At 71.2% G+C, this 26,653-nt stretch carries 24 protein-coding genes and 1 riboswitch; of the genes, 12 read left to right on the forward strand and 12 right to left on the reverse strand.

Annotation, left to right across the window (positions count from 1 at the left end; translation table 11 throughout):
• Positions 1-23: 23 nt before the first annotated feature.
• Positions 24-665, reverse strand: coding sequence for a response regulator transcription factor (locus ACZ67T_RS11475; protein WP_328542519.1), 642 nt, complete (start codon positions 663-665; stop codon positions 24-26).
• Positions 662-1,795: a sensor histidine kinase gene (locus ACZ67T_RS11480; RefSeq protein ID WP_469983767.1), complete on the reverse strand. Its 1,134-nt coding sequence runs from the start codon at positions 1,793-1,795 to the stop codon at positions 662-664. The genes ACZ67T_RS11475 and ACZ67T_RS11480 overlap by 4 nt, the downstream gene beginning before the upstream one ends.
• Before the next feature lie 330 nt (positions 1,796-2,125).
• Between ACZ67T_RS11480 and ACZ67T_RS11485 the strand changes: the two genes are divergently transcribed.
• Both ACZ67T_RS11485 and ACZ67T_RS11490 read left to right on the forward strand, forming a co-directional pair.
• Positions 2,126-2,680, forward strand: a complete 555-nt coding sequence (locus ACZ67T_RS11485; protein ID WP_469983274.1) for a GlcG/HbpS family heme-binding protein — start codon at positions 2,126-2,128, stop codon at positions 2,678-2,680.
• A 75-nt stretch (positions 2,681-2,755) separates the two neighbouring features.
• Positions 2,756-4,141: a M1 family metallopeptidase gene (locus ACZ67T_RS11490; protein ID WP_469983276.1), complete on the forward strand. Its 1,386-nt coding sequence runs from the start codon at positions 2,756-2,758 to the stop codon at positions 4,139-4,141.
• A gap of 85 nt (positions 4,142-4,226) precedes the next feature.
• On the opposite strand, the gene ACZ67T_RS11495 is transcribed toward ACZ67T_RS11490, so the two are convergent.
• On the reverse strand, positions 4,227-4,802 hold the full coding sequence (locus ACZ67T_RS11495) for a TerD family protein (RefSeq protein ID WP_469983278.1): 576 nt from the start codon (positions 4,800-4,802) through the stop codon (positions 4,227-4,229).
• A gap of 180 nt (positions 4,803-4,982) precedes the next feature.
• Here ACZ67T_RS11495 and arfB point away from each other — a divergent pair, with 180 nt between their 5' ends.
• Positions 4,983-5,420, forward strand: a complete 438-nt coding sequence (arfB, locus tag ACZ67T_RS11500; RefSeq protein ID WP_469983280.1) for an alternative ribosome rescue aminoacyl-tRNA hydrolase ArfB — start codon at positions 4,983-4,985, stop codon at positions 5,418-5,420.
• A gap of 62 nt (positions 5,421-5,482) precedes the next feature.
• Here arfB and ACZ67T_RS11505 read toward each other — a convergent pair whose 3' ends face one another.
• Positions 5,483-6,100, reverse strand: coding sequence for a flavin reductase family protein (locus ACZ67T_RS11505; protein WP_469983768.1), 618 nt, complete (start codon positions 6,098-6,100; stop codon positions 5,483-5,485).
• A gap of 354 nt (positions 6,101-6,454) precedes the next feature.
• On the opposite strand from ACZ67T_RS11505, the gene cdgB reads away from it, so the two are divergent.
• Together cdgB and ACZ67T_RS11515 are read left to right on the forward strand one after the other, a co-directional pair.
• Positions 6,455-8,155 (forward strand): diguanylate cyclase CdgB, encoded by a 1,701-nt coding sequence (gene cdgB, locus ACZ67T_RS11510; protein ID WP_469983282.1) that lies wholly within the window; start codon positions 6,455-6,457, stop codon positions 8,153-8,155.
• Between the two features lie 98 nt (positions 8,156-8,253).
• Positions 8,254-9,216, forward strand: a complete 963-nt coding sequence (locus ACZ67T_RS11515) for a carbohydrate-binding protein (RefSeq protein WP_469983284.1) — start codon at positions 8,254-8,256, stop codon at positions 9,214-9,216.
• Positions 9,217-9,253: 37 nt separating this feature from the next.
• Here ACZ67T_RS11515 and ACZ67T_RS11520 read toward each other — a convergent pair whose 3' ends face one another.
• The 3 genes from ACZ67T_RS11520 to ACZ67T_RS11530 form a co-directional block, all read right to left on the reverse strand.
• Positions 9,254-10,186: a 1-phosphofructokinase family hexose kinase gene (locus ACZ67T_RS11520; protein WP_469983286.1), complete on the reverse strand. Its 933-nt coding sequence runs from the start codon at positions 10,184-10,186 to the stop codon at positions 9,254-9,256.
• 84 nt (positions 10,187-10,270) lie between these two features.
• Complete coding sequence (gene nagA / locus ACZ67T_RS11525; RefSeq protein WP_469983288.1) at positions 10,271-11,416, reverse strand: N-acetylglucosamine-6-phosphate deacetylase; 1,146 nt, start codon at positions 11,414-11,416, stop codon at positions 10,271-10,273.
• Complete coding sequence (locus ACZ67T_RS11530) at positions 11,416-12,363, reverse strand: ROK family protein (protein WP_469983290.1); 948 nt, start codon at positions 12,361-12,363, stop codon at positions 11,416-11,418. The genes nagA and ACZ67T_RS11530 overlap by 1 nt, the downstream gene beginning before the upstream one ends.
• A gap of 208 nt (positions 12,364-12,571) precedes the next feature.
• On the opposite strand from ACZ67T_RS11530, the gene ACZ67T_RS11535 reads away from it, so the two are divergent.
• From ACZ67T_RS11535 to otsB, 3 genes are all read left to right on the forward strand, one after another.
• Positions 12,572-13,834, forward strand: coding sequence for an ABC transporter substrate-binding protein (locus ACZ67T_RS11535; protein WP_469983292.1), 1,263 nt, complete (start codon positions 12,572-12,574; stop codon positions 13,832-13,834).
• Between the two features lie 115 nt (positions 13,835-13,949).
• Positions 13,950-14,168, forward strand: coding sequence for a DUF3263 domain-containing protein (locus tag ACZ67T_RS11540; RefSeq protein WP_469983769.1), 219 nt, complete (start codon positions 13,950-13,952; stop codon positions 14,166-14,168).
• A 52-nt stretch (positions 14,169-14,220) separates the two neighbouring features.
• Positions 14,221-15,075 (forward strand): trehalose-phosphatase, encoded by an 855-nt coding sequence (otsB, locus tag ACZ67T_RS11545; protein ID WP_469983294.1) that lies wholly within the window; start codon positions 14,221-14,223, stop codon positions 15,073-15,075.
• 51 nt (positions 15,076-15,126) lie between these two features.
• Here otsB and ACZ67T_RS11550 read toward each other — a convergent pair whose 3' ends face one another.
• From ACZ67T_RS11550 to ACZ67T_RS11560, 3 genes are all read right to left on the reverse strand, one after another.
• Positions 15,127-16,542 (reverse strand): alpha,alpha-trehalose-phosphate synthase (UDP-forming), encoded by a 1,416-nt coding sequence (locus ACZ67T_RS11550; protein ID WP_469983296.1) that lies wholly within the window; start codon positions 16,540-16,542, stop codon positions 15,127-15,129.
• 110 nt (positions 16,543-16,652) lie between these two features.
• On the reverse strand, positions 16,653-18,761 hold the full coding sequence (locus ACZ67T_RS11555; protein ID WP_469983298.1) for a DUF7927 domain-containing protein: 2,109 nt from the start codon (positions 18,759-18,761) through the stop codon (positions 16,653-16,655).
• A 37-nt stretch (positions 18,762-18,798) separates the two neighbouring features.
• On the reverse strand, positions 18,799-19,746 hold the full coding sequence (locus ACZ67T_RS11560) for a glucosyl-3-phosphoglycerate synthase (protein WP_469983300.1): 948 nt from the start codon (positions 19,744-19,746) through the stop codon (positions 18,799-18,801).
• A 180-nt stretch (positions 19,747-19,926) separates the two neighbouring features.
• Positions 19,927-20,058, forward strand: a riboswitch (SAM riboswitch).
• On the opposite strand from ACZ67T_RS11560, the gene thrC reads away from it, so the two are divergent.
• The 4 genes from thrC (at position 20,052) to groL (ending at position 24,297) form a co-directional block, all read left to right on the forward strand.
• Positions 20,052-21,362 (forward strand): threonine synthase, encoded by a 1,311-nt coding sequence (thrC, locus tag ACZ67T_RS11565; RefSeq protein WP_469983302.1) that lies wholly within the window; start codon positions 20,052-20,054, stop codon positions 21,360-21,362. It overlaps the preceding riboswitch by 7 nt.
• Positions 21,363-21,421: 59 nt before the next feature.
• The gene (locus ACZ67T_RS11570; protein ID WP_469983304.1) at positions 21,422-21,697 is read left to right on the forward strand and encodes a MoaD/ThiS family protein; all 276 of its coding nucleotides are present in this window, start codon (positions 21,422-21,424) and stop codon (positions 21,695-21,697) included.
• Positions 21,698-22,148: 451 nt separating this feature from the next.
• Positions 22,149-22,352 (forward strand): cold-shock protein, encoded by a 204-nt coding sequence (locus tag ACZ67T_RS11575; RefSeq protein WP_005315736.1) that lies wholly within the window; start codon positions 22,149-22,151, stop codon positions 22,350-22,352.
• 319 nt (positions 22,353-22,671) lie between these two features.
• Positions 22,672-24,297, forward strand: coding sequence for a chaperonin GroEL (gene groL / locus ACZ67T_RS11580; protein WP_469983306.1), 1,626 nt, complete (start codon positions 22,672-22,674; stop codon positions 24,295-24,297).
• Positions 24,298-24,368: 71 nt separating this feature from the next.
• On the opposite strand, the gene ACZ67T_RS11585 is transcribed toward groL, so the two are convergent.
• Both ACZ67T_RS11585 and ACZ67T_RS11590 read right to left on the reverse strand, forming a co-directional pair.
• Positions 24,369-24,644, reverse strand: a complete 276-nt coding sequence (locus tag ACZ67T_RS11585; protein WP_469983308.1) for a hypothetical protein — start codon at positions 24,642-24,644, stop codon at positions 24,369-24,371.
• 450 nt (positions 24,645-25,094) lie between these two features.
• Complete coding sequence (locus ACZ67T_RS11590; RefSeq protein ID WP_469983310.1) at positions 25,095-26,615, reverse strand: PTS transporter subunit EIIC; 1,521 nt, start codon at positions 26,613-26,615, stop codon at positions 25,095-25,097.
• Positions 26,616-26,653: the final 38 nt, after the last annotated feature.

Consider the following 26,653-nt stretch of genomic DNA (forward strand, 5'->3'; position numbering starts at 1 on the left):
CCGCCCCGGTGGCCGGCACGCGCTCAGCCCAGCAGCCGCTGTTCCTTCGCCACCGCCACCGCGCCCGCCCTCGTGTCCACGCCGAGCTTGTCGTAGATCCGGCCGAGGTGGGTCTTCACCGTCGCCTCGCTGATGAACAGGGCGCGGGCGATGTCCCGGTTGCCCAGGCCCTGGGCGAGCTGGCCGAGGATGTCGCGCTCGCGGTCCGTGAGGGACGGGCGCGGGCTGCGCATGCGGGCCATGACGCGGCTGGCGACCGGCGGGGACAGCGTCGTACGGCCCTCGGCGGCGGCCTGGATCGCGGCGAACAGCTCCTCGGGACGCTCCGCCTTGAGGAGGTAGCCCGTGGCGCCCGCCTCGATGGCCCGGGTGATGTCGGCGTCCGTGTCGTACGTGGTCAGGACCAGGACGTGCGGGTGCGGGCCGGCCTCGGGCGGCGCGGTCGTGATGCGCCGCGTCGCCTCCACGCCGTCGATGCCCTCGCCCAGCTGGAGGTCCATCAGGACGACGTCCGGCGTCAGTTTCGCGGCGAGCGCCACCGCCTCGTCGCCCGTGCCCGCCTCGCCGACGACCTCGATGCCGGGCGCGCTGCCGAGCAGGGCGAGCAGACCGGCGCGCACCACCACGTGGTCGTCGCACACGAGCAGTCGTACGGGGTCACTCACGAGGCCTCCAGCGGAATCGCCACCGACAGCACCGTGCCCTCGCCCGGCGCCGACTCGATCGTCAGGGTGCCACCCAGCTGCCGCGTGCGCGCCCGGATCGCCGGGAGGCCGTGCCCGCGCACGCCGCCCTCCCGCGGGGGTTCGGGCGTGAAGCCGCGGCCGTTGTCCGCGATGTCGAGGCAGACCTGGTCGCCGAGGTGCGTCAGCGTGATCGCGGCGGCCGTCGCGTCCGCGTGCTCCCGTACGTTCGCGAGGGCGCCCTGCGCGATTCTCAGCAGCGCGGACTCGACCCGGTCGGGCAGCGGCGCCGGGGCGCCCTCCGCGTGGAAGCGGACCGCGAGTCCCGCCTCCGACTCCCGCGCCGCCAGCGTCCGCAGCGCCTCGTCCAGGCCGCCGCCCGCGAGGTCCGCCGGCGCCAGGTCGTGCACGAAGCGGCGCGCCTCCACGAGGCCCCGCTCGGTCACCGTTTCCGCGGTCCGCACATGGGCGCGGGCCCGCTCGGGGTCGGCCTCCCACAGCCGGTCCGCCGCCTGCAGCAGCATCTGCTGGCTGGAAAGGGACTGGGCGAGCGTGTCGTGGATCTCCATCGACAGGCGCTGCCGCTCGGCGAGCGTGCCCTCGCGGCGCTCCGTCGCGGCGAGTTCCCTGCGGGTGCGCACCAGGTCGTCGATCAGGGCGCGCTGGCGTTCCGCCTGGCGCTCCATGTGGACGAAGACGGCGGTGGCCAGGGCCGCGACGGCCGGCGGCGCGAGCAGCAGGTTCGGGTCGAAGTTCCCCGCGAGGCGCAGCTGAGCCGCGACGACGAACACCGTGAGGACGCCGATCAGGACGAGCGCGGCGCGGACGGGCAGGGTGCGCAGGCCCGTGTAGAACAGCGGGACCGCGCACCAGGCGAAGCTCGGCGCGAGGACGACGAGGACCACCCACACGGCGACGACCAGGGCCAGCCAGGTGAAGCGGCGCGGGGTGGGGCTCGTGCCCCGGCCCGGGCCGAGCGCGGGGCCGAGCACGTACAGCGCGGCCAGGACCACGGACAGCGCGATGATCCACGGGGTGCGGGCCTCCCCGGGGTGGCGCAGCAGGAACCGGGCGAGGGCTCCGCCGAGCAGCAGGAAGAACGCGGTGTGCATGACCGCGGCGAGCCAGCGGGCGTCCGGATCCCGCGTCCCGTGTGCCACGCCCGTACCCCTCTCCGCTTTCGCCGCTGCGCCGCCTCGGTACCGCACCAGGTTCGGCGGCCGCACCGCTGTCGCGCTGCTGAACTGGTCAAACACCCCCATTGTGGCCTGCTCGGGCGGTACGCGGGTCAACCGATCGGCTGACCCGGACGTCAGCCGAGCCGCGCTCCGGTCGCAGCCGGTACGTCGACGGTGCGGCCCGGTTTCCGGCCCGAGGATCGATACCAGAGCGACTCACCGACCGCCTCTGACCGACCCGACCGCCTCCAAGGAGCACCCGTCATGAAGAAGATCTCGAAGCGCGCCCGTGTCCTGACCGGTGGCGCCGTCCTCGCCGGCGTCGTCGCCGGTACCTTCGGGGCGGTCTCGGCCAGCGCGTCCGCCCCGGCCGCGGCCCCCGCCGCCGTGACCGCGGACGCCCCGGCCAAGAACCTCACCGAGTCCACGCACCTGACGACGGCCGCCGCCACGAAGGCCGCGCAGGCCGCCCTCGACGCCGCGAAGAAGGAGAACCAGCGCGTCTCCGTCGCCGTCGTCGACCGCAACGGCAACACGATCGTCACCCTCCGCGGCGACGGCGCCGGCCCGCAGTCGTACGAGTCCGCGGTGAAGAAGGCGTACACCGCGGTGTCCTGGAACGCGCCGACGTCCGAGCTCGCCAAGCGCCTCGAGCAGGCCCCGAACCTGAAGGACATCCCGGGCACCCTGTTCCTCGCGGGCGGTGCGCCGGTCGCGGCGAAGGGCGCCCCGGTCGCGGGCATCGGCGTCGCGGGTGCTCCGTCGGGCGACCTGGACGAGAAGTTCGCGCAGGCCGGTGTCGCCGCGCTGAACCGCTAGGACCTCCCTGACCGACCGTGGAGGCGCCCGCCCGTCGGCAGGCGCCTCCACGGCGTTCGCCCCTACGATCGCTCTGTGCCCCGTAGCCCGCGAAGCACCCCCGCCCCCGCGCTCGCCCTCGTCCTGGCCCTCGGCGCCTGTTCCGCCGCCGGGGTGCACGGCACGCCCGGTGCCGCGGGCGTGCGGGACCCGTACTTCCCGAGGCTGGGCAACGGCGGCTACGACGCCCGGCACTACGACCTGACCCTCGACACCGACCGGCACCGGCTGACGGGCACGGCCGGCATCACCGCGAAGGCCACCCAGGACCTCAGCGCGTTCAATCTCGACCTCAAGGGCCTCACGGTCGACGGCGTCACCGTCGACGGTCAGAAGGCCCGGTTCGAGCGGGCCGGGCACGAGCTGACGATCCGTCCGGCGAACGCGCTGCGCAAGGGCTCCGCGTTCCGCACGGTCGTGCGGTACTCCGGGAAACCCGTGACCATCACCGATCCGGACGGCTCCGAGGAGGGCTGGCTCCCCACGCAGGACGGGGTCCTCGCGCTCGGCGAGCCCACCGGGTCCATGGCCTGGTTCCCCGGGAACAACCACCCTTCCGACAAGGCGACGTACGACCTCCACGTCACCGTCCCCGAGGGACTGAAGGCTGTGTCCAACGGGGAGTTGACGAAGGAGCGGACGGCCGGCGGGCGGACGACGTTCGACTGGCATGTCCCGCAGCCCATGGCCAGCTACCTGGCGATGCTGGCGATCGGGAAGTTCGAGACCAAGGCCTACAAGACGCCCGACGGGCTGCCCGTGTTCACCGCCGTGGACCCGGTCGAGGCGGCCGCGAGCGCCAAGGTCCTGGCCAAGATCCCTGCCGTCATGGCGTGGGAGTCCAAGACCTTCGGCCCCTACCCCTTCTCCTCCACCGGCGCCGTCATCGACCGGGAGAGCGACGCCGGGTACGCGCTGGAGACACAGAACAGGCCCGTCTTCCCCGGCACCCCCGCCCTTTCCACGCTCGTCCACGAGATGGCCCACGAGTGGTACGGGGACTCCGTCACGCCGGAGTCCTGGCGCGACATGTGGCTCAACGAGGGCTTCGCGACGTATGCCGAGTGGCTCTGGGAGGAGCAGCACGGCGGCGACAGCGCGCAGAAGAAGTTCGACTCCTACTACGCGAAGGGCGGCGGCAACCCGATCTGGGCCTTCCCGCCCGCCAGGCCGTCGGGCGCCGCGCACATCTCGGATCCGCCCGTCTACGAGCGCGGCGCGATGGTGCTGCACAAGATCCGCGAGGCGGTCGGGGACGCCGGCTTCTTCGAGCTGCTCAAGAGCTGGCCCGCCGAGCACCGTTACGGCAACGCGGACACCGCCGACTTCACCGGGTATGTGGAGAAGCAGAACCCGGGCAAGGACCTGCAGCCGGTCTGGGACGACTGGCTGTACGGAAAGGGAAAGCCGGACCACCCGTAGTCCCGGACGGCCCGGCCGAACCCGCCGGCGGTGTGCGCACGGAGCGACACCGGGCCCGCGGGCCCCTTCAACTGCCTTGCGAACGTCAGACGTTCACGCCGAAGTCCTGCGCGATGCCGACGAGGCCCGACGCGTAACCCTGGCCCACCGCGCGGAACTTCCACTCCGCGCCGTTGCGGTACAGCTCGCCGAAGACCATGGCGGTCTCGGTGGCGGCGTCCTCGGAGAGGTCGTAGCGGGCGATCTCGGTGCCGCCGGCCTGGTTGACGATGCGGATGAACGCGTTGCGCACCTGGCCGAAGTTCTGCGAGCGGGTCTCGGCGTCGTAGATCGAGACCGGGAAGACGATCTTGTCGATGTCGGCCGGGAGGCCCGCCAGGTTGACGTTGATCTGCTCGTCGTCGCCCTCGCCCTGGCCCGTGACGTTGTCACCGGTGTGGACGATGGTCTGGTCCGGCGTCGCCTTGTTGTTGAAGAAGACGAAGTGGCCGTCCGAGTAGACCTTGCCCTGCGGGTTCACCGCGATCGCGGAGGCGTCGAGGTCGAAGTCGGTGCCGGTGGTGGTGCGGACGTCCCAGCCGAGGCCCACGGTGACGGCGGTCAGGCCCGGAGCCTCCTTGGTGAGCGAGACGTTGCCACCCTTGGACAGGCTTACTGCCATTGTTGGGAGTCCTTCCCTCGTTAGCGATGCGTGCGCTTCGTAGACGAAGCTACTCGTACCCCTATGAACGCCAAGGGGGGATCCAGGGTTCCAGGTGTCTTTACTTTCTTTACCCGCGTTCCCCGGGATGGGTGCGGCGCCGGGAAAAGGGGGTGACGCGATGCGTGTGCAGGCGCGACCATGGAACCCATGTCCGGTCCTTATGTCATCCGCGGCTCGGTGGTCCTTCCGGAGGCCGAGCTCCTCTGGCGATTCTCGCGGTCGTCCGGGCCGGGCGGCCAGCATGTGAACACGAGCGACTCCCAGGTCGAGCTCCGCTTCGACCTCGCCGGGACCGAGGCGCTGCCCGAGGTGTGGAAGGCGCGGGCCCAGGAGCGGCTCGCCTCCCGGCTCGTCGACGGCGTCATCTCCGTACGGTCCTCGGAGCACCGCTCCCAGTGGCGCAACCGCGAGACCGCCGCCGTACGCCTCGCGTCCCTCCTCGCGGAGGCCACCGCCCCGCCGCCCAAGCCGCGCCGCGCGACCCGCATCCCCCGGGGGATCAACGAGCGCCGCCTGCGCAACAAGAAGGCACGGTCGGACACGAAACGGGGCCGGTCGGGGCGCGGCTGGGACTGAACGGCCCCAGGGGTCCGGGCGTCGGGCATCAACCCGACTGCCGGTGCTTCCCCTTGAGGGCGTCAGCCCAACTGCCGGTACTTCCCCTTGAAGTAGGCCAGCGGTCCGTCCTCGCCGCCGGGCAGTGACGCCGTGAGCACCCGGCCGATCACCAGCGTGTGGTCCCCGGCCGTGACCCGCTGTTCCGTGCGGCACTCGAGCGTCGCCAGCGCGCCGCCCATCAGGGGCGCGCCGGACACCTCGCCGCGTACGCACGGGATGTCCTCGAAGAGCAGACGGTCGCTGATGCGGCCCTTCATCGCGAAGCGGCCCGCGATGTGGCGCTGGCTCTCGGAGAGCACGGACACCGCCCACAGGGGCTGTTCGTCGAGCAGGTCGTCCATGCGGGAGCCGTTGCGCAGGCTGACGAGGACGAGCGGCGGGTCGAGGGAGACCGACAGGAACGCCGTCGCCGTCATGCCGACGTCCTCGCCCAGGGGAGCCGACGGGTCGTCCGGGTCGAGCGGCATCTCGCGCGCGGTCACCAGGACCACGCCCGCGGCCAGTCGGGACAGGGCGGCGCGGAACTCGTCGTTGCTCACCCCCTCAGCATGCCCGGCCGAGGCGGGCGCGGGGAGGGAAGCGCCAGTGGGGGATGTGGCGGTCGTGCGGGCGGTGGGGGAGAGCGGGGGATTCTTCAGCGGCAGGGGAGTGTTCAGCACGTCACGACGCTAGCTTCGGTGCCGTGCCCGCCACATCGGGCCTTGGGCCGAGGCCGGTCCTAGGACCTGTGGTGGATCTCGTCCGGATATGGAGGTGTTCGGGGGTGTTTTTCGTTCAGGAAGTGCAGGGGGCGCGCGCCGGAGCGCCCCTCAACCCTTCATCTCCTCCTGTGACTTGAGTCACAGGAGCCATATTTTGTTGACCCTGTGTACCGAGTGGACAGCTCGCTGTGATTCAGTGGCGGAGACACTGCAACAAGAGCGTGCATACGCACGTGCGGAATCGGCGATCAGAATTCTGGAGTGCTGTCGAGGTCTCGGGGAGAGCTGAGCATGGAGACCGAGTCGGAGCCGTACGTCCGTCTTGCGACCCTGCGGCAGCTTCACCAGGTGATGGCGGACATGAACACCGCCCGCAGCCTGGCCGACACCCTGCAGACGGTCTCCGACGGAGTGGTGAACGGCCTCGGATTCGAGCTGGCCTGCGTCAATCTCGTACGCCCCGACGGTGACCTCGTCGTCGCCGCCTTCTCCGGCGACTCCTCCGCCGAAGCCCTCATCACCGGCCGGGTCGGCTCCCGCGCCTCCTGGGACCGCCGCCTGTCCATGGGTGAGGCCTGGGGCGACCTGCGGTTCATCCCGCACACCGAGGGCTGGGTCCTCGACGAGGACGACGTACCGCAGTGGTTCACCGACGGGCCGCCGCCCCGCTTCGAGGACGAGTGGCACCCCGCGGACCGCCTCTTCGCCCCGATGTACGCCACCGGCAGCTCCGGCGGCGAACTCCTCGGCGTGATCTCCGCCGACCGCCCGCGCAACGGCAGGCGCCCCGGCGCCTGGGGCCGCGAGGCCCTGCAGATGTACGCCTTCCAGGCCGCCATCGCCATCAGCAACGCACGGTTGCGCGCCAACATGCAGCGCGCCCTCGTCCGGCTCGAACGCGAACAGCAGGCCCTGCGCGCCAGCGAGGAGTCCTTCCGCCAGGCCTTCGAGTACGCCCCCAGCGGCATGGCCATCGCCGAGATGGGCGGCGACCAGCACGGGCGGCTCCTGCGCACGAACGACGCCCTGTGCCGGCTGCTCAGCCGCCCGGCGTCCGCCATGCGCCGCTACTCCTTCTCCGACCTCGTCCACCCCGAGGACATCGGCACGCTGCTGCGCACCTCCGCCGAGGGCGGCCGCGCCGAGCTGCGCCTCGGACGGCGTGACGGCACCTATGTGTGGGTGTCCCTGAGGAACTCGGTGGTGGCCGACGCCGCCGACGGGCCGCGCTTCCTGCTCACCCACGTAGAGGACATCGAGGAGCGCAAGCGCCGCGAGCTGCACCTAGCGCATCGCGCGTCCCACGACTCCCTCACCGGCCTGCCGAACTCGGCGGAGCTGCGCTCCCGCCTCTCGGCCCGCCTGTGCCGCCGCCCGCAGCTGCCCGAGCAGAGCGCCGTGGACTCCCTGGACGCGGCGTACGGGGACCGCGCCCGCGGCCCGTACGACACGAACGGGCACGGATTCGACTTCGCGGGGGCCGCTGCCGGACAGCAGAACGACGGGTCCGGGCCCTCCGGCGGGATCTACGACGACTACGGCTTCGATCACCACGTCCACATCGACGCGCCCGAGGGGGACACCGACGACGGCACGAAGGGTCTGGCGGTCCTCTTCTGCGACCTGGACGGTTTCAAGTCGATCAACGACCGGTTCGGGCACCACACCGGAGACGCCGTCCTGATCGAGGTCGCACGGCGTCTGACCAGTGGTGTCCGTGACGGGGACACCGTCGCGAGGCTCGGCGGCGACGAGTTCGTCGTGCTCGCCGACGGGCTCGGCCGGGCCGACGCGGAGGACCTCGCCGTCCGTCTGCGGAACGCGATCATTCCACCCATCCGGGTCGACGGTAGAGCGGTTCGTGTGGGCGCGAGTTTCGGTATCGGCTGGGCCCACTGCGGGATGACGGCCGACGAGGTGTTGAAATCCGCTGACCAGCGGATGTACATCGAGAAACGGTCGCGTGCCAAGCAGCACCGACGGGCCGGATGATCTCTTTCCGCAGGTATCGGTGAGGTCAACGCCACCCCTTCGGACCACTCCCACCGGGTACGCTCGCCCGGTAAGCGATACGTAGGGAGTGATCAGGGATGGCGCCCGCTGACAACGGCGAGGGCACGCCCGGGGACGACGATCCGTTCGGCTATCTGTACGCCGACGGGCAGGCGGCCGGGGCGACACCGCCCAGCGGGGGCGGCGGCTACGGCTACCCGGGTCCCCGGTCCTACCACCAGGTCCGGCCGGTCGGTGAGCGCCAGTACGGGCAGCAGCCGCAGCAGGCGCCGACCGCCGCGTACGGGCAGGCGCCCCCGCAGCAGCAGCCCCAGGCCTACGGCCAGCCGAACGCGCACTACTCGGCTCCCGAGACGCTGCCCGGTGGCGCGCCGACCACGGTGACGCCCACGCAGCACGGCGGCGGCCGTGGACGCGGGCCCAACACCAAGGGCCTCCTCATCGGCGCGCTCGCCGTCGTGGCGGCCGTGGTCGTCGGCATCGGCGTCGCGGTCCTCGGCGGCGACTCGAACGACGACGCGAAGGGCGGCGACGCGGGCGGGCAGCCGTCCGGCGGCTCCCAGTCGGTCCAGCCGAGCGAGACGGCCTCCAAGAAGGCCGACAAGCCGGTCGAACTCCCGAAGACGGACGCCAAGGCGCTGAAGCTCGAGGGCGGCACGGTCACCGCGTCGGACGTCTCGGGCGCCAAGGCCGACGGCGGCACCTATGTGGCCGGCTTCAACCAGGTGGGTGCCAAGCTCACCTGGACGGTCAACGGCATCCCGAAGGACGGCGCGTACAGCCTGCGCGTCAACTACGGCGTGCCCGGCAAGGACGCCAACGCGACCATCACGGTCAACGGCAAGGCGCAGACCCGTCCGCTGAACATGAAGAACTTCTCCAGTGCCAAGGAAGGCGACTGGGAGAAGGGGTGGACCAACACCTGGTCCGTCGTCCAGCTCAGCAAGGGCACGAACGCGATCACGATCTCGTGCGAGCAGGGCAACCAGTGCGACGCCAACTTCGACCAGATGTGGCTGGTCAAGGGCACCAACGGCTGACCGACAGAGGCTTGCCGACAGCGGCCTGGGGCGTGCCCTAGGCCGCTGTCGTCGTCTGTTGCGTCACCGCGACCCGGCCGAGCAGTTCCTCGTAGGCCGCGCGGTCGAACTCCCCGGCCACCGGGGCCAGTACCGTCGCCGCGGACAGGGCGACCGCGCGGGCCAGACGGTCCGGCCACGGCAGGTCTTCCACGTAACCCGAGAGCAGGCCCGCGACCGCCGAGTCGCCGGCGCCCGTCGGGTTGCCCTTCACCCGGTCCGGGGCCGGAGCGCGCCAGCTGCCGTCCGGGGTGACCGCGAGGAGGCCCTCCGGGCCGAGTGAGGCGACCACGGAGTGCGCGCCGCGGCGGCGGGCGTCGCGGGTGGCGCGCAGCGGCTCGTGGGAGCCGGTGAGTTCGGCGAGCTCGTCGGAGTTCGGCTTGATGACGTCGGGGCGGGCCGCAAGCCCCCGGCGCAGGGGTTCCCCGGACGAGTCGAGCAGCACGGGCACGGACGCGGCGCGGGCCGCGCGGACCAGCTGGGCGTACGCGCCGACGGGGACGCCCGGCGGGAGGCTGCCGCACAGGGCCACCGCGGACGCGGACCCGAGGAGCTCCTCGTAGGCCTTGGTGAACGCGGACCACTCGGCGGGGGCGACGAGCGGGCCCGGCTCGTTGAGCTGGGTCGTGTCGCCTGACGCGCCGTCGACGACCGCGATGGTGCGGCGGGTGGCGCCCGAGACCGGGACGAGCGCGTCCCGGATGCCGGGGGAGTCCTGGAGCTGTTCCCTGAGGGCGCGGCCGGTGCCGCCGCCCGCGAAGCCGGTGACGGTCACGTCGTGGCCGAGCGCGGCGAGCACGCGCGCGACATTGAGGCCCTTGCCGCCGGGGCGTTCGGTGACCTCGGTGACGCGGTGCGACGCGTGCGGGCGCAGCGCCGCCACGTCGTACGTGATGTCGAGCGCGGCGTTCAGTGTGACCGTGAGGATCACGAGACCTCAGCCCACCCCTCAGTTCGGGACTACCTTCAGTAACGCGGCCTGATCATGCCAAAGACCGGGCGGTAGGCCCAGACCTCACGCGAGCTGGGGTTCCACGATCCACCGGCCCTTGCGCATGACGCCCTTGAGGTCGAAGTCCTCGTCCAGGACGACGAGGTCGGCGTCCATGCCGGGCTCCAGCGAGCCCACCCTGTCGTCCACGCCGAGCAGGCGGGCCGGGTTGGCGGAGATCGCGCGGACGATGTCCTCGACGGGCAGCTTGTCGATGGTGGCGGCGCGCTTGAACGCGCGGTCCAGGGTGAGCGTCGAACCGGCGATGGAGTTGCCCTCGACGAGCCGCGCGACGCTGTCCTTCACCTCGACCTCCAGGGTGCCGAGCATGTAGCGGCCGTCGCCGAAGCCCGCCGCGTCCATGGCGTCGGTGATGAACGCGACGCGCCCGCCGCCCACATGATGGAACGCCAGCTCCAGGGCGGCCGGGTGCAGATGCGTGCCGTCGTTGATGAGCTCGACGGTGATCCGCTCGTCCTCCAGGAGCGCCGAGACGGGGCCCGGGGCGCGGTGGCCTATGGCCGGCATCGCGTTGTAGAGGTGCGTGGCGACGGTGGCGCCCGCGCCTATGGCCTCGACGGTCTGCTCGTACGTGGCGTCGGTGTGGCCGATCGCGGCGATCACGCCGTGCTCGGCGAGGAGGCGTACGGAGTCGATGCCGCCGGGGAGTTCGGGGGCGAGGGTGAGCATCTTGGCCTGGCCGCGCGCCGCGTCGAGCAGCTTGCGGACCTCGGCCGGGTCGGGGTCGCGCAGGAGCGTCTCGTCATGGGCGCCCTTGCGGCACGGGGAGATGAACGGGCCCTCGAAGTGGATGCCCGCGATCTCGCCCTGCTCGGCCAGCTCGGACAGCAGGCCCGCGCGCTGGGTGAGGAAGTCCGCGGCACCGGTGACGAAGGACGCGACGACCGTCGTGGTGCCGTGCAGGCGGTGCGTGCGGACGCCCTTGAGGATGTCGTCGATCGATCCCGAGGTGAAGGAGGCTCCGCCTCCGCCGTGGTTGTGCATGTCGACGAAGCCGGGCACGACCCAGTGGCCGGTCAGATCGGTGGCGGGGGCGTCGGCCGGCGCGCTGCCGGCGATCCTCGCGCCGTCCACGATCACGCGTCCGTTCTCGACGACGCCGGCCGGCAGGACGACGCGGGCGCCGGAGAGAACATTCAGAGCGGCCATCAGGCGACTACCTCCGTGGAATCGGTGGACTGGGCGAGCAGGTCCCAGGCGAGCAGGCCCGCGCCCAGGCAGCCGGCGGTGTCCCCGAGGGCCGCCGGGACGATCGTGGGCGGCTTCTGGAACGTCACGCGTTCCTCGACGGCGGCCCGCAGTGGTGTGAACAAGGTTTCCCCCGCCTCGGCCAGGCCGCCACCGATGATCAGGGTGCGCGGGTCCAGCAGAGTGAGCGCAGTGACGAGCCCGTCGGCGAGCGCGTTCACGGCCTCCAGCCAGACCTGCCGCGCCCTCGGGTCCCCGGACTCGACGGCCTTGGCGCAGTCCGCGGCGTCCGCCTCCGGGTCGCCGGTGGCCTCGGCCCAGGCGAGCGAGACCGCCGACGCGGAGGCGTAGCGCTCCAGGCAGCCGCGCTGCCCGCAGCTGCAGTCCGTGCCGCCGGGGCGTACGACGATGTGGCCGATCTCCCCGGCCGAGCCGTGCGCGCCGGGTTCGATGCGGCCACCGATGCCGATGGCGCCCGCGATGCCCGTGCCCAGCGGCACGAACAGGAAGCGGTCCGCGCCCTTGCCCGCGCCGAGCCGCCCCTCACCGAGGCCGCCGGTGCGCACGTCGTGGCCGAGGGCGACGGGGATGCCGTCGAGCCGCTCGCTCAGCAGCCTGCGCATCGGCACGTCGCGCCAGCCGAGGTTCGACGCGTACAGGGCGATGCCGTGCTCGTCGTCGACGATGCCGGGCACCGCGACGCCGGCCGCGGCGGCCGGCTCCCCGAGGTGCTCCTCGCCGTACGCGCGCAGGTCGGCGGCGAAGCCGAGTATCGTCTCGACGACCGCGTCGGGCCCGCGCTCGCGGCCGGTGGCGCGCCGCGCCTGGTGGAGCAGGGTGCCGTCGGCCCCGACCAGGGCGGCCTTCATTCCGGTGCCGCCCACATCGAGGGCGATGACGTGTCTCACGGAGACAGTCTCGCGCCTTGACCCGCGAGAGGTCTAGTCCACTTGCACGGATCTTGCGTCGAGGTGTGCGGATGGCGCGTTTCCGCTTTCCCGGCGAAGGCCCGTTGCGGGGGTGGAACCCGTGTGGTGTAGACCTTATGGCCGGGCCTCGTGAACAATCCGGGTCCGAAATCTGGACGAGAGACTTCAAGAGGGTGGGAAACCGGCTGTGCAGCGGCGCATGACAGGTCTGACGGCGGCAGCGGCCGCGCTCGGCATGGCGGCGACGCTGGCCGCCTGTGGGGGTCCTGGCTCCGACGACGTGACCCTGAAGCTGGTGGCCGCCGACTACGGCGACTCCGCGGCGAACAGCTCCCAGAAGTACTGGGACAAGCTGGCCGCCGCCTTCGAGAAGAAGAACCCCGGCATCAAGGTCGACGTCAGCGTCTACTCCTGGAACGACGTCGACGCCAAGGTCAAGAAGATGGTCGCGGACGGACACGCGCCCGACATGGCGCAGATCGGCGCGTACTCCGACTACGCCGCGAGCGGCAAGCTCTACAGCGCGAACGACCTGCTCTCCATCCCCGTGCAGTCCGACTTCCTGCCGCAGCTCGCCGCCGCCGGCGAGGTCTCCCGCGTCCAGTACGGCATGCCCTTCGCGTCCTCCACGCGGCTGCTGTTCTACAACAAGACCCTCTTCGACAAGGCCGGTCTGACCCCGCCGCAGACCTGGGCCCAGCTCCAGGCCGATGCCAAGGCCCTCAAGGCGCGCGGCGTGAAGATCCCCTACGCGCTGCCGCTGGGTCCCGAAGAGGCGCAGGCCGAGACCATGATGTGGATGCTGAGCGGCGGCTCCGGGTACACCGACGACGTCGGCACCTACAGCCTCGACTCCCCGCAGAACGTCAAGACCTTCGAGTGGCTGAAGAACGACCTGGTCGGCCAGGGGCTCACCGGTCCGACGCCGCCCGCCAAGCTCGACCGCGCGCAGGCCTTCGCGGCCTTCACGCGCGGTGACGTCGGCATGCTCAACGGGCATCCGACGCTGATGCAGATGGCCACCAGGAAGGGCGTGAAGTTCGGCACGGTGCCGATGCCCGGCATCAACGGCACGGCCCGGTCGACCATGGGCGTCGCCGACTGGATGATGGCGTTCCGGCAGAACGGCCACAAGGACCAGGTCGGCAAGTTCCTCGACTACGTCTACAGCGAGAAGAACGTCCTCGACTTCTCCCGCGAGTACGACCTCCTGCCGGTCACCAACTCCGCGTCGGACACGATGGCCGACGACAAGCGCGACCAGAAGCTCTGGAAGTTCCTCGGCGCACTGCAGAACTCGGAGCTCTACCCCGTCGGCAAGACGTCCTGGGCCCAGGTCAGCGCCGGCGTCAAGCGCGAGATCGGCTCGACCGTCGGCCCCAACGGCAACCCGGGTGCCACCCTCGGCCGGCTGGAGCGGGCGGCCGACGCGGCGGAGAACGCGGAGTAGCGTCGCTGCCGTGAGCGAACCGCCGTACGCAGAGCCTGATCCGTCCGCCGAGGAAGCCGAGAACACCGAGAACGCCGAGAACACCGAGAACGTCGAGGACGCGCCGCCCGTCGGCCTGTCCCCCCGTGAGCAGGGCGTTCTCGCCCTGGAGCGGCGCGGGTGGGCGTCGGCCGGGGCCAAGGAGCGCGCCGTGCGCGAGGAGCTGGCTCTCGCACCGGTGCGCTACTACCAGCTCCTCAACGCGCTCCTCGACGACCCGAGGGCCCTCGCCCACGACCCGGTCACGGTCAACCGGCTGCGCCGCATACGGGAGGCCCGCCGAGAGGAGCGCTGACCCGGCCCGCGCATCGGGAGTACGGTCCGTCTCCCGCGGATAGGCTCGGCGCATGGGCAGCCCACAGCAGCACGACCTGCCGTCGCCTGTGACCTCCGCCGGGCGTGACGGCCTCGACGCACTCCTCTCGGACCCCGCGCGGGCCGTGATCGCGCTCGACTTCGACGGCACGCTCGCGCCGATCGTGCCCGACCCCGAACAGGCCCGGGCGCACCCGGACGCTGTCCGCGCGCTCGCCGCGCTGGCCCCCCGGGTCGCCTCCGTCGCCGTGATCACCGGCCGCCCCGCGGGCGTCGCCGTGCGCCACGGCGGTTTCGCGGGCGTCCCCGGCCTCGAACACCTCGTGGTGCTCGGCCACTACGGCGCCGAGCGCTGGGACGCCGTCACCGGCACCGTCCACGCCCCCGCCCCGCACCCCGGCGTCGCGGCCGTCCGCGCCGAACTGCCCGGAGTCCTGGAGTCCGTGGGGGCCTGGCGCGGCACCTGGGTGGAGGAGAAGGGCCGTGCCGTCGCCGTCCACACACGCCGCGCGGGCGACCCGCAGGCGGCGTTCGAGGCGCTGCGCGCGCCCCTGTCCGACCTCGCGGCCCGCCACGGCCTGATCGTCGAGCCCGGCCGCCTCGTCCTGGAACTGCGCCCGCCCGGCATGGACAAGGGCGCGGCGCTCACGACGTACGTACGCGAGGTGGGCGCGACGTCGGTGCTCTACGGGGGCGACGACCTCGGCGACCTGCCCGCGTTCGCCGCCGTCGACAAGCTCCGCATGGACGGGGTACCCGGCCTTCTGGTGTGCAGCGGCAGCTCGGAGGTCACGGAACTGGCCGAACGGGCGGACGTCGTGGTGGACGGGCCGCAGGGAGTGGTGGGACTCATGTCGGACCTGGCCCGCGCGATCAGCAGGCCCTAGGGTCCTTCGTCCGGATCGAGCGCGAGACCGGCCCGATCCGGACGAGAGGCCCTAGCTCCCCAGCGCCCGCAGCGCGTTCAGCTGGTCGAGGAACCACTGGGCGGGCGGCAGTGCGGTCGCGGCGGCGGCGAGCCGCTTCGCGCGCTCGCCGCGCTCCCCGCCGCCCATGACCAGCGCCGCGTGCAGCGCCTCGGCCGTCGCCGACACGTCGTACGGGTTCACCACGAGCGCGTCCTCGCCCAGTTCCTCGTACGCCCCCGCCTCCCGCGACAGGACCAGCGCGCACCCCTCGTCGGAGACGACCGGGACCTCCTTGGCGACGAGGTTCATGCCGTCCCTGATCGGGTTGACCAGCGCCACGTCGGCCAGCCGGTACGCGGCCAGGGAGCGCGCGAAGTCGTCCTTCACATGGAGGACGACCGGGGTCCAGCTCTCCGTACCGAAGCGGGAGTTGATCTCCTCGGCGACCCGGGACACCTCGTCGGTGTACTCCCGGTAGACCGCCAGGTCCTGCCGTGACGGGTAGGCGAAGGCGACGTGCACGACCCGCTCGCGCCACTCGGGGCGCTCGTCGAGGAGGAGCTCGTACGCGCGCAGGCCGCGCACGATGTTCTTCGACAGCTCCGTGCGGTCCACGCGGACGATCACCTTGCGGTCCGGGCCGCCGATCTGCTCCCGCAGCGCGGCCAGCCGCTCCTCGACGTCGGGGCGGCGTGAGCGCTCCCGCAGGAAGTCCGCGTCCGCGCCGAGGCCGTGCACCCCGATCTCCGTACCGGACGTGCCGCCCACCACGGCCTCGCAGCACGCCGTGAACGTGTCCGCCCAGCGCCGCGTCAGGAATCCCAGCCGGTCCGCGCCCAGCATCCCCCGCAGCAGCTGCCCCGCGATGTCGTCCGGCAGCATCCGGAAGTAGTCGACCGGCGCCCACGGGGTGTGCGAGAAGTGCCCGATGCGCAGGTCGTCGCGCAGTTCGCGCAGCATCCCCGGCACGAGCGCCAGGTGGTAGTCCTGCACGAGGACCGCCGCGCCAGGCCCGGCCTCCGCGGCCAGCGCCTCGGCGAACGCCCGGTTGTAGGCCTCGTACGACGCCCACCGCGCACGGAACTCGGGCCCGAAGACCGGCTCGAGAGGCGTCTGGTACAGCAGGTGGTGGACGAACCAGAGGACCGAGTTCGCGATGCCGTTGTACGCGTCGGCGTACACCGCGGGGTCGATGTCGAGCATCCGCACGCCCGGCTCTCCGACGCCACGCCGGACCGCCTCGCGGTCGCCTTCGCCGAGGGCCGCGCACACCCACACCGCGCTCGCGCCGTCCGGGTCCTGCCCGATCGCGGAGAGCCCGGAGACGAGCCCGCCCCCGCCGCGCCGCGCGTCGAGTGTCCCGTCGGCCCCGAGCTCGTACGAGACCGGACCGCGGTTGGAAGCGACGAGGATCTGTGCACTCTGCCTAGAAGACGCTGAAGCCATACGGGCAAACGTAGCCCGGCCCGTAAACGCTCAAACGTACGGCCGGACTCCGTGGGAGCCCGGCCGTATACGATCCGCCGTTCGCCTGTCCTGACACCTGCCCCTGCGCGTCAGTAACGCCGGCTGCGCGCCGCCGCCACCGCGAGGACGCCGAGCCCCCACAGGGCCGCCGCGAGACCGCCGTACAGGAGCGTGTGCGAGCCGCCGGTCGTGGCCAGCTCCGAGCCGTCCGCAGGCCGGTGCGACCCGTGCGAATCCGGCGGCGGGCCCGGGCGGCCCTGCTGCCGCCTGGCCGTGATGACCGACGTGCACGGATCGCCCTCGGTGCCCCGGGCCGTCGGGCAGTTGGTGCGCGGCACGTCCGCCCTCACGGTGATCACGGTGGTCTCGCCCGTCGTGCAGGACGCCTTCACACGTTGCGTGATGACGACCTTGCCGTGGGTGGCGACGTCACCCTTCCAGACGTAGACGGACCCCCGCCTCGTGACGGTCCCGGTGGAGGCGACCGGGGCCGAGCCGGCCGTCACGGGCCACTCGACGACGGCGCCGGTGCGGTTCCTGGCCGAGAAGTCGGCGATCGTGATGGTGTTCCCGGTCTCCTCGCAGGGCGGCACGGCGGCCCGCTCCGGCACGTTCGTGATGCGCAGGGCGGGCGGCGCCGGGGACTGCGGCTTCTCGATGCCGGGGGCGGGCCCGCAGCGCGGGTCGGTGCTCCCGGCCCCGCAGTTGGAGCGCGGAGACTGCACCTCGACGGCGCCGGTCAGCATCCCGTCGCCAGGGACCGGGGCGTGGACCTTCACCGAGTACGTGATGGTGGCGGTCTTCCCGGCCGGGATGTCGCCGGTGTAGCCGATCCTCGGCGCGGTGTACGACACGTTCCCGAGGTCCGTGCGCACGTCGCCGTTGTACGTCGCGTCGTCGAGGCTGCCGGTCAGGTCGTCGCTGAACCTGGCGTCCGGGTAGTCGAGCGAGCTGATGTTCTTCGCCTTCACCGTGTAGGTGACGGTGTCGCCGGGGCCGGCCGCCTTCGGGCTCGCCGTCTTGGTGACCTCCAGGTCGGGGACCGGGACGGACAGGGCGAGCGCCGAGGGGACGTAGGTGTCGCCCCTGGTGGTGAACGTCAGCGCGGTGGAGGTGGCGCCCGGCGGGACGGTCCCGTCGGGGAGGTCGAACTTCTTCGCGTCGATGCTCAGGTTGTTGACCGTCTTCGGAGCGACGGCGCCGTCGTCCTTGCTGACGAAGAAGCTGTCGGTGTTGCCGGTGCGGGCCTCAATGACGTTCCTGCCGTCGACCAGGAACCGGTCGCCCGGCGTGTTCCAGTCGCCCTCGTAGGCGGTGACGCCCGCCCGCACCTTGCCGGTGCCCGCGCGGTGGAAGCCGTTCACGCGGATCGTGGTCGCGGGCGAGGCGGGGCGCTGGAGGACGTGCCCGCCGTAGACGTACACCTTGCGCCGGCCCGGGGCGTACGTGGAGTCCGGGGCGTCGTACTTGTAGACGACGGTGATCGACCAGCCGGCCACGCAGCCCTTGCCGTTGGGCGCCCAGATGCCGCCGACCGCGACGGGGACGGGTGCGCCGGTGCCGGTGACGCCGGCGAACATGCGCGTGACGTCGGCCTCGCCCGTGTAGTAGTGCGGACCGCCCGTGGCCGCCGGGTCCCGGACCAGGTCCTCGGTGGAGACCTTCGCCGCGGCCCTGCCGTTCACGGCGAGCACGGGCATGGCGGCGAGAGGGGCGCTCGGCGAGGGCTCCACATCGGCGCCGGAGATGTCGCACCGCGCGAGCTGCGCGCCGCTCGGGCTCTTGTACGTGCCGTCGCTGCCGCCGAAGAACAGGCGGGCGTACGCCACTTTCGCGCCCGGTGGGATCGTCACCCGGCCGGTGCTAGAGCCGTAACCGGCCGTCGTACCGGCCGTGTTGACGCGCTGCATCACGAACGTGTCGTTGTTGTCGCCGCCCCGGCCGCCGACGGCGGCCGCGCAGCGCGCCGCCGGTCCGGCCGGCGCGGCCGGACAGCCCATGACGGTGTTGCCGATGGTCACGAAGTCGCCGTACAGCGCTGCGTCGTAGCGCTTGGTGAACGGGGTGACCACGTCGGCCGAGGCGGGGGTCGCGGCGCCGAGCGCCGTCAGCGCGGTGGCCGTGGCGACGAGCGCCCCGGCGGTGCGGGTCGCGGCTGCGCGCAGCCGTCGCCCACCCGAAACTTGTCTGAGCCACATAAAGGGCAATGTAGGCAAAACATACGATCACCCTCGGCTACGCCACGCGGCGCTCCGCGTACTCGGTGATTTCGGTCATCGGGGGGCGTTCCTCGGTGTCCACGTCGTGCGTGCGCGGCTCGAATCCCTGTTCCCCGCGCTCGAACTGGGTGAGCACGGGACGTACGAGGTGCCCGCGCGCGAGCCGCAGCTGCGCGGTGCGGTAGATCGCCGCGGCCATCCGCCCGAGCGCCTGCCCGTCCTGGTGCCGGTGCTTGCGCACGCCGACGTCGACCTGCCCGAGCGCGTCCAGGCCCACCGTGTGCAGCGCGTCGACGAGAAGGCCCAGCTCAACCCCGTAACCGACCGGGAACGGCAGGCGCTCCAGGAGCGACCGGCGGGCCGCGTACTCGCCGCCGAGCGGCTGCACGAACCCCGCAAGGAGCGGCCAGTGCAGATTCAGGACCGGGCGCGCCACCAGCTCCGTGACCCGGCCGCCCTGGCCCGCGGCGGACCCGAGCGGGCGATCGTACATCGCCTTCACGAAGTCCACGCCGGGATCCGTGAGCAGCGGGCCCACGATCCCCGAGACGAAGTCCGCGGAGAACTCCTTCAGATCCGCGTCGACGAAACAGACGATGTCGCCGCCCGTCACGAGCAGCGAGCGCCACAGCACCTCGCCCTTGCCGGGCACGGCCGGGATCCTCGGCAGGATCGCGTCCCGGTGCACGACCCGCGCCCCGGCGGCCCGCGCGACCTCGGCCGTGCGGTCCGTCGAGCCCGAGTCGATCACCACCAGCTCGTCGACCAGCGGCACCCGCTCCGTCATCAGTGCGCGCCGGATCTCGGCGACGATCTCGCCGACCGTCTCCTCCTCGTTCAGCGCGGGCAGCACCACGCTCACCGAGGTGCCCGAGGCACGCTTCGCGGCGATCAGCTGAGGGAGCGGGCGGTCGGTCACCGACCAGGAGCGTCTGCTCAGCCAGCGCTCTACTTCTTCCAGCACGGTGCGCGGCTCCTCACTGTCTGAACTGTCTGATCACGAACTGTGATCCATCTCGCGGTTCGGACGACTATCTCAAGCGTCCAGGCCTTCGGTTACAGTCTTGAACAACGCCGGTGACCATCGCATGTCGGGGTCGCCGCCGCGCTTGAGTGATCAAGTGCCAGATCAACAACCGAATAGCGCTCATCCAGAGGGACAGAGGGATACGGCCCGTTGAAGTCCCGGCAACCCTCCCGCCGACCTTGCCGAGGTCCAGGTGGGGAAGGTGCCAATTCCGTCTCGTGGCGAGATGCGCCGCGAGGAAGATGAGGAGAAAGGGCCTCGCCATCATGGCTGCGCAGACTGTCGCCACCACCACTTCCGTTGATCTGGGACCCGCCTCGGCGCTTTCCTGCCGCGAGTGCGGCACCAGCTTCCCGCTCGGACCGATCTTCGCCTGTGCCGAGTGTTTCGGGCCGCTCGAAGTCTCCTACGACCTGCCGACGGGCGACCCCGAGTCGCTGCGCAAGGAGATCGAGGCCGGACCGGCCAACATCTGGCGCTACGCCCCTCTCCTGCCCGTCCCGGCCGACGTCGCCGAGAAGCCGAACCTGAACCCCGGCTGGACCAAGCTCGTCAAGGCCGACAACCTCGCCCGTGAACTCGGCGTCGAGCAGGGCAAGTTGTTCGTCAAGGACGACTCCGGCAACCCCACGCACTCCTTCAAGGACCGCGTCGTCGCCCAGGCCATCGAGGCCGCCCGCGCCTTCGGCTTCACCACGCTGTCCTGCTCCTCCACCGGCAACCTCGCCGGCGCCGTCGGCGCCGCCGCGGCCCGCGCCGGCTTCCGCTCCTGCGTGTTCATCCCGCACGACCTGGAGCAGGGCAAGGTCGTCATGGCCGCGGTCTACGGCGGCGAACTCGTCGGCATCGAGGGCAACTACGACGACGTCAACCGCTTCTGCTCCGAGCTCATCGGCGACCCGCTCGGCGAGGGCTGGGGCTTCGTCAACGTCAACCTGCGCCCGTACTACGGCGAGGGCTCCAAGACCCTGGCGTTCGAGATCTGCGAGCAGCTCGGCTGGCGGCTCCCGGACCAGCTGGTCATCCCGATCGCGTCCGGCTCCCAGTTCACGAAGATCGACAAGGGCCTCCAGGAGCTGATCAAGCTCGGCCTCGTCGAGGACAAGCCGTACAAGCTCTTCGGCGCCCAGGCCGAGGGCTGCTCGCCGGTGTCCGTCGCCTACAAGGGCGGCCACGACGTCGTGCGGCCCCAGAAGCCGAACACGATCGCCAAGTCGCTCGCCATCGGCAACCCCGCCGACGGCCCGTACGTGCTCGACATCGCCCGCCGCACCGGTGGCGCCGTGGAGGACGTCAACGACGAGCAGGTCGTCGAGGCGATCAAGCTCCTGGCGCAGACCGAGGGCATCTTCGCGGAGACCGCGGGCGGTGTGACGGTCGGCGTGACGAAGAAGCTGATCGAGGCCGGCCTGATCGACCCGGCGCTCACCACCGTCGTCCTCAACACCGGCGACGGCCTCAAGACCCTCGACGCGGTCGCCGAGACGTCCCAGGCGACCGCCACCATCCGCCCGAGCCTGGACGCGTTCCGCGACGCGGGCCTCGCCCACTGAAGACCCCGCGAAGACCCGCGAATCCCCGCGACACCCGCACGGAAAGGCTGCAGCCCGACATGAGCGTCAACGTCCGCATCCCCACCATCCTGCGCACCTACACCGGCGGTCAGGCCGAGGTCGCCGCCGAGGGCGCCACCCTCTCCGAGGTCATCGCCGACCTGGAGAAGAACCACACGGGCATCGCGGCCCGCGTCCTGGACGACCAGGGCAAGCTGCGCCGCTTCGTCAACGTGTACGTCAACGACGACGACGTGCGCTTCGAGCAGGGCCTCGAGACGGCGACGCCGGCAGGCGCGGGCGTCTCGATCATCCCGGCCGTCGCCGGAGGCTGACCGTCGAGCACAGGGCCGGCGGCTGATCGCCCGGCCTGACGAGGCCACACAGAGTTACCTGAATTGCCCCCTCCGCGAGAGAAGCGGAGGGGGCAATTCTGCAGGGTTGAGCGCGGTAGAGTTGGGAACCGCGCTTCGCGCTTGTGCCGAGCGCATATATGAAGTCGGCCCCGGTCCGACAAGAAGCAGCCAAAGTGCCCAGCCCTTATCGGGTGTTCGTGGCATTTGTCGGGCCCGAGTTGCCCCGGAATCCAATGGGTCCGCCGCTTTTTACCGCTCTGCCGTGCCCAGATTTCTCGTCCGATTGACCTGTTGCAGACGGCAGTTGGGCAGATACATTCAGCCGCGGTCGACGCGTTCCGGCGCACACCTCCAATCAATGGGGGGTGAGGTCTGACCCGGGTCCGCGAAGTGCGGGCCTGTGCAAGGGCCAGTAATAGGGGAGTTAGTCATGGCTCAGGGCACCGTCAAGTGGTTCAACGCGGAGAAGGGGTACGGCTTCATCGCGGTCGACGGTGGTGCGGATGTATTCGTCCACTACAGCGCCATCCAGATGGACGGATACCGCACCCTTGAAGAGGGTCAGCGAGTCGAATTCGAGATCTCGCAGGGCCAGAAGGGTCCGCAGGCGGACATGGTCAAGCTCGCCGTCTGATCTCGGCGCGATCGGCCACCGACACACTCACGCCGAGAGGCCCGTACCCCGCGAGGGGTGCGGGCCTCTCGTGCGTGCGCGCACACCCCGCGCACGCCGCCCGCGGGGACCGCGCGTCTGCCGGAGGCGCTTGCACTCTCCTAGGCCGAGTGCTAATCATTGCGTTAGCACTCTGAAGGTGAGAGTGACAGAACTTGGATCGGGTCGGTGAGGCTCGCAGGCCGGGTGGGGCAAGGAACCACACGGCACGCAGGCCGTCCGTCGCGGGCACCAGCACGGTCCGTTTGCGTTTCCACCCCGTCCGGGAGGACCACTTCACATGGCCAAGATCATCGCGTTCGACGAGGAGGCACGGCGCGGCCTCGAGCGCGGCATGAACCAGCTCGCCGACGCCGTCAAGGTGACCCTGGGCCCCAAGGGTCGCAACGTCGTCCTCGAGAAGAAGTGGGGCGCCCCCACGATCACCAACGATGGTGTGTCCATCGCCAAGGAGATCGAGCTCGAGGACCCGTACGAGAAGATCGGCGCCGAGCTGGTCAAGGAGGTCGCGAAGAAGACGGACGACGTCGCCGGTGACGGCACGACGACCGCGACCGTCCTCGCCCAGGCGCTCGTCAAGGAAGGCCTGCGCAACGTCGCGGCCGGCGCCAACCCGATGGCCCTCAAGCGCGGCATCGAGAAGGCCGTCGAGGCCGTCTCCGCCGCCCTGCTCGAGCAGGCCAAGGATGTCGAGACCAAGGAGCAGATCGCTTCCACGGCCTCCATCTCCGCCGCCGACACCCAGATCGGCGAGCTCATCGCCGAGGCCATGGACAAGGTCGGCAAGGAAGGCGTCATCACCGTCGAGGAGTCCCAGACCTTCGGGCTGGAGCTTGAGCTCACCGAGGGTATGCGCTTCGACAAGGGCTACATCTCGGCGTACTTCGCCACCGACATGGAGCGTATGGAGGCGTCGCTCGACGACCCGTACATCCTCATCGTCAACTCCAAGATCGGCAACGTGAAGGACCTCCTTCCGCTGCTCGAGAAGGTCATGCAGTCCGGCAAGCCGCTGCTGATCATCGCCGAGGACGTCGAGGGCGAGGCCCTGTCGACCCTGGTCGTCAACAAGATCCGTGGCACCTTCAAGTCCGTCGCCGTCAAGGCCCCGGGCTTCGGTGACCGCCGCAAGGCCATGCTCGGCGACATCGCCATCCTCACCGGTGGCACCGTCATCTCCGAGGAGGTCGGCCTCAAGCTGGAGAACGCCGGTCTCGACCTGCTCGGCCGCGCCCGCAAGGTCGTCATCACCAAGGACGAGACGACGATCGTCGACGGCGCCGGTGACAGCGACCAGGTCCAGGGTCGCGTCAACCAGATCCGTGCCGAGATCGAGAACTCGGACAGCGACTACGACCGCGAGAAGCTGCAGGAGCGGCTCGCGAAGCTGGCTGGTGGCGTCGCAGTCATCAAGGCCGGTGCCGCGACCGAGGTCGAGCTCAAGGAGCGCAAGCACCGCATCGAGGACGCCGTTCGCAACGCGAAGGCGGCCGTCGAGGAGGGCATCGTCGCCGGTGGCGGCGTGGCCCTGCTCCAGGCCTCCGCGGTCTTCGACAAGCTCGAGCTCGACGGTGACGAGGCGACCGGCGCCAACGCCGTGAAGCTCGCGCTGGAGGCCCCGCTCAAGCAGATCGCCGTCAACGGTGGTCTCGAGGGTGGCGTCGTCGTGGAGAAGGTGCGCAACCTGGCCGTCGGCCACGGTCTGAACGCCGCCACGGGTGAGTACGTCGACATGATCGCCGAGGGCATCCTCGACCCGGCGAAGGTCACGCGTTCCGCGCTGCAGAACGCCGCGTCCATCGCCGCGCTGTTCCTCACCACCGAGGCCGTCATCGCCGACAAGCCGGAGAAGGCCGCCGCGGGCGGCGCTCCGGGCGGCATGCCGGGCGGTGACATGGACTTCTGATCCTGACGGATCGGTAGTACATCTCCGTCGGCCCCCGGGACCATCTGGTCCCGGGGGCCGACGTCGTGTTGTCAGACGGCCTGCTCCTCGTAGGTGCGCCACGCGTCGCGCCCGGCCAGGGCGGCGGTCTGCGCCTGGTGGAGGGTCCGGGCGGCGAGCTCGCCGGGTGGCACCTCCCAGCTGCTGGTCCAGGTGCGGCCCGCGCGGACCAGCTCGAAGACGAGCAGGCCGGCACCGGCCGCGGCGACCAGCATCCCGGCGCCGGTCAGTACGGCACCGGTGGTCAGCCGCCGCTGGTCGGGACGGAACTCGGTCCAGGAAATCTTCGAGAACGTGCTCTCAGCCATAGATTCAGAATGCGCGAGTGTGCGCGCGGGCGCATGTGGAGCGCCGGGCGACGTCAGGGCGCCCCAGTGGTCTCGCCAGGGCAGGTCCCGTCGTCGACGGTGAAGTCCACGGCGTCGTACCCCGTCGCCTTCGGCCGCTGCACCGCATGCACGTGCAGGCAGAAGGCGGTGTCGGTGCCGCGGGCCCTGACCGAGAAGTCGGCGTCCTCGGTGCCGCCGTACCAGATCGTGGATTCGGGCGGGTCGGAGGCGAGCGTGACGGTGAGGGCGTCTTCCGGACCCTGTCCGTGCTGCGCGATGTGCCGCGTCAGGATGTCCTCGTAGATCCGCCTGACCCGGCCCTCGGCAGGGAGATGGGCAGCTCCCGGCCGATCGGTGTCGGCACGGCGGGCTTACGCGGCTGAGCCGGCGGTGCGCCGCCGGCTCAGCCACACGTTGCGGTCCTGGCGGTCACGCCTTCGCCGGCTCCTGGACCTGGGACTTCTGGGCCGCGGACGGCTCCGTGACCGGGGCGGGGGAGCCCGCCGCCACCAGGGAGTCCGCGGGCGCCTCCGTGTTCAGCTCCACCAGCATCTGCTTGCTGAAGCCGAAGAAGTACGTGGCCACGAAGCCCACGATGTAGCCGACCAGGAGGCCCGCGCCGTAGATCGCGGCCGTCGTGCCGAGGCCCTTGTTGCCGTCGAGGAGGGGGAACAGGGCCCAGCCCGAGGGACCGATCGCCGTCGAGCCGACCTTGTCGCCGATCATCGAGAAGAAGCCGACGAACGCGCCGCCCGCCGCGCCGCCCACGCACGCCGTGATGAACGGGCGGCCGAGCGGGAGCGAGACGCCGTAGATCAGGGGCTCGCCGACGCCGAGGAAGCCTGCGGGGAGCGCGGACTTGATCGTCGTACGGATCGACTTGTTGTGCTTGAGGCGCTTGAAGACCGCGATCGCGCAGCCGACCTGGCCCGCGCCCGCCATCGCCAGGACGGGGAGGAGGACGGTGTAGCCCTGCTGCTCGATGAGCGTGGTGTGGATGGGGATGAGGGCCTGGTGCAGACCCAGCATGACCAGGGGGAGGAAGAGCCCGCCGAGGACGAGGCCCGCGAACGCGCCCGTGTTGTCGAGGAGCCAGTTCGCCGCGGTGCCGATGCCCGTGGAGACCTCACCCGCCACGTACATCAGGCCGAAGATCGTGACCAGGCCGGAGACCAGGACCGTGAGGGTGGGCGTGACCAGCACGTCCACGGCCTCCGGGACCCACTTCCTGCACCACTTCTCGATGTACGTCGCGAGAACCGCGGCGCCCAGCGCGCCCAGCACGCCGCCCTGCCCGGGCGAGAGCTTCTGGCCGAACGCCTCGATGTTCGCGACGCCCGCGTACACGATGATCGCCGCGACCGCGCCGCCCAGGATCGGCGTACCGCCGAACTCCTTCGCCGTGTTGTAGCCGACGAACACCGCGATCAGCGCCATGAAGCCGGAGGCGATGGCGGCCAGGGCGGGGGTGACGCCCGGCAGCCAGTGCAGGTTGATCAGCAGGCCGTTGATGCCGGCGATGATGCCGCAGCCGATCAGCGCGGGGATCAGCGGCACGAAGATGTTCGCGATCCGGCGCAGGAACAGCTTGAACGGGGTGGCGTTCTTCGCCTTACGGGCCGCCTTCAACTCGGCGCCCTGGGCGGCGAGTTCGTCAGCGGTCACCGCGTGCGGCTCCGGTGCGGCCGGCGTGCCGTCCTGCACCAGCTCCTCGAACTCCGGGGTGACCCGGGCGACCTTTCCCGGTCCGAGGACGATCTGGTACGTCTCGTCGTCGACCACGCCCATGACGTCGGGCAGCGCCTTCAGCGCGTTCTCGTCGACGAGGGCACGGTCGGCGAGGCCGAGGCGGAGCCGGGTCATGCAGTGGGCTACGGACGTGACGTTCGATGCGCCGCCGACGAGAGGAAGGATCGCGGCGGCGATGGCGCGGTTCTTGGAGTCAGCCATGGTCGTGGTGCCTTGCTGTGCGTGGGGGGTGGAGCAAA

The sequence above is a fragment of the Streptomyces sp. NPDC107517 genome, assembly GCF_055582645.1.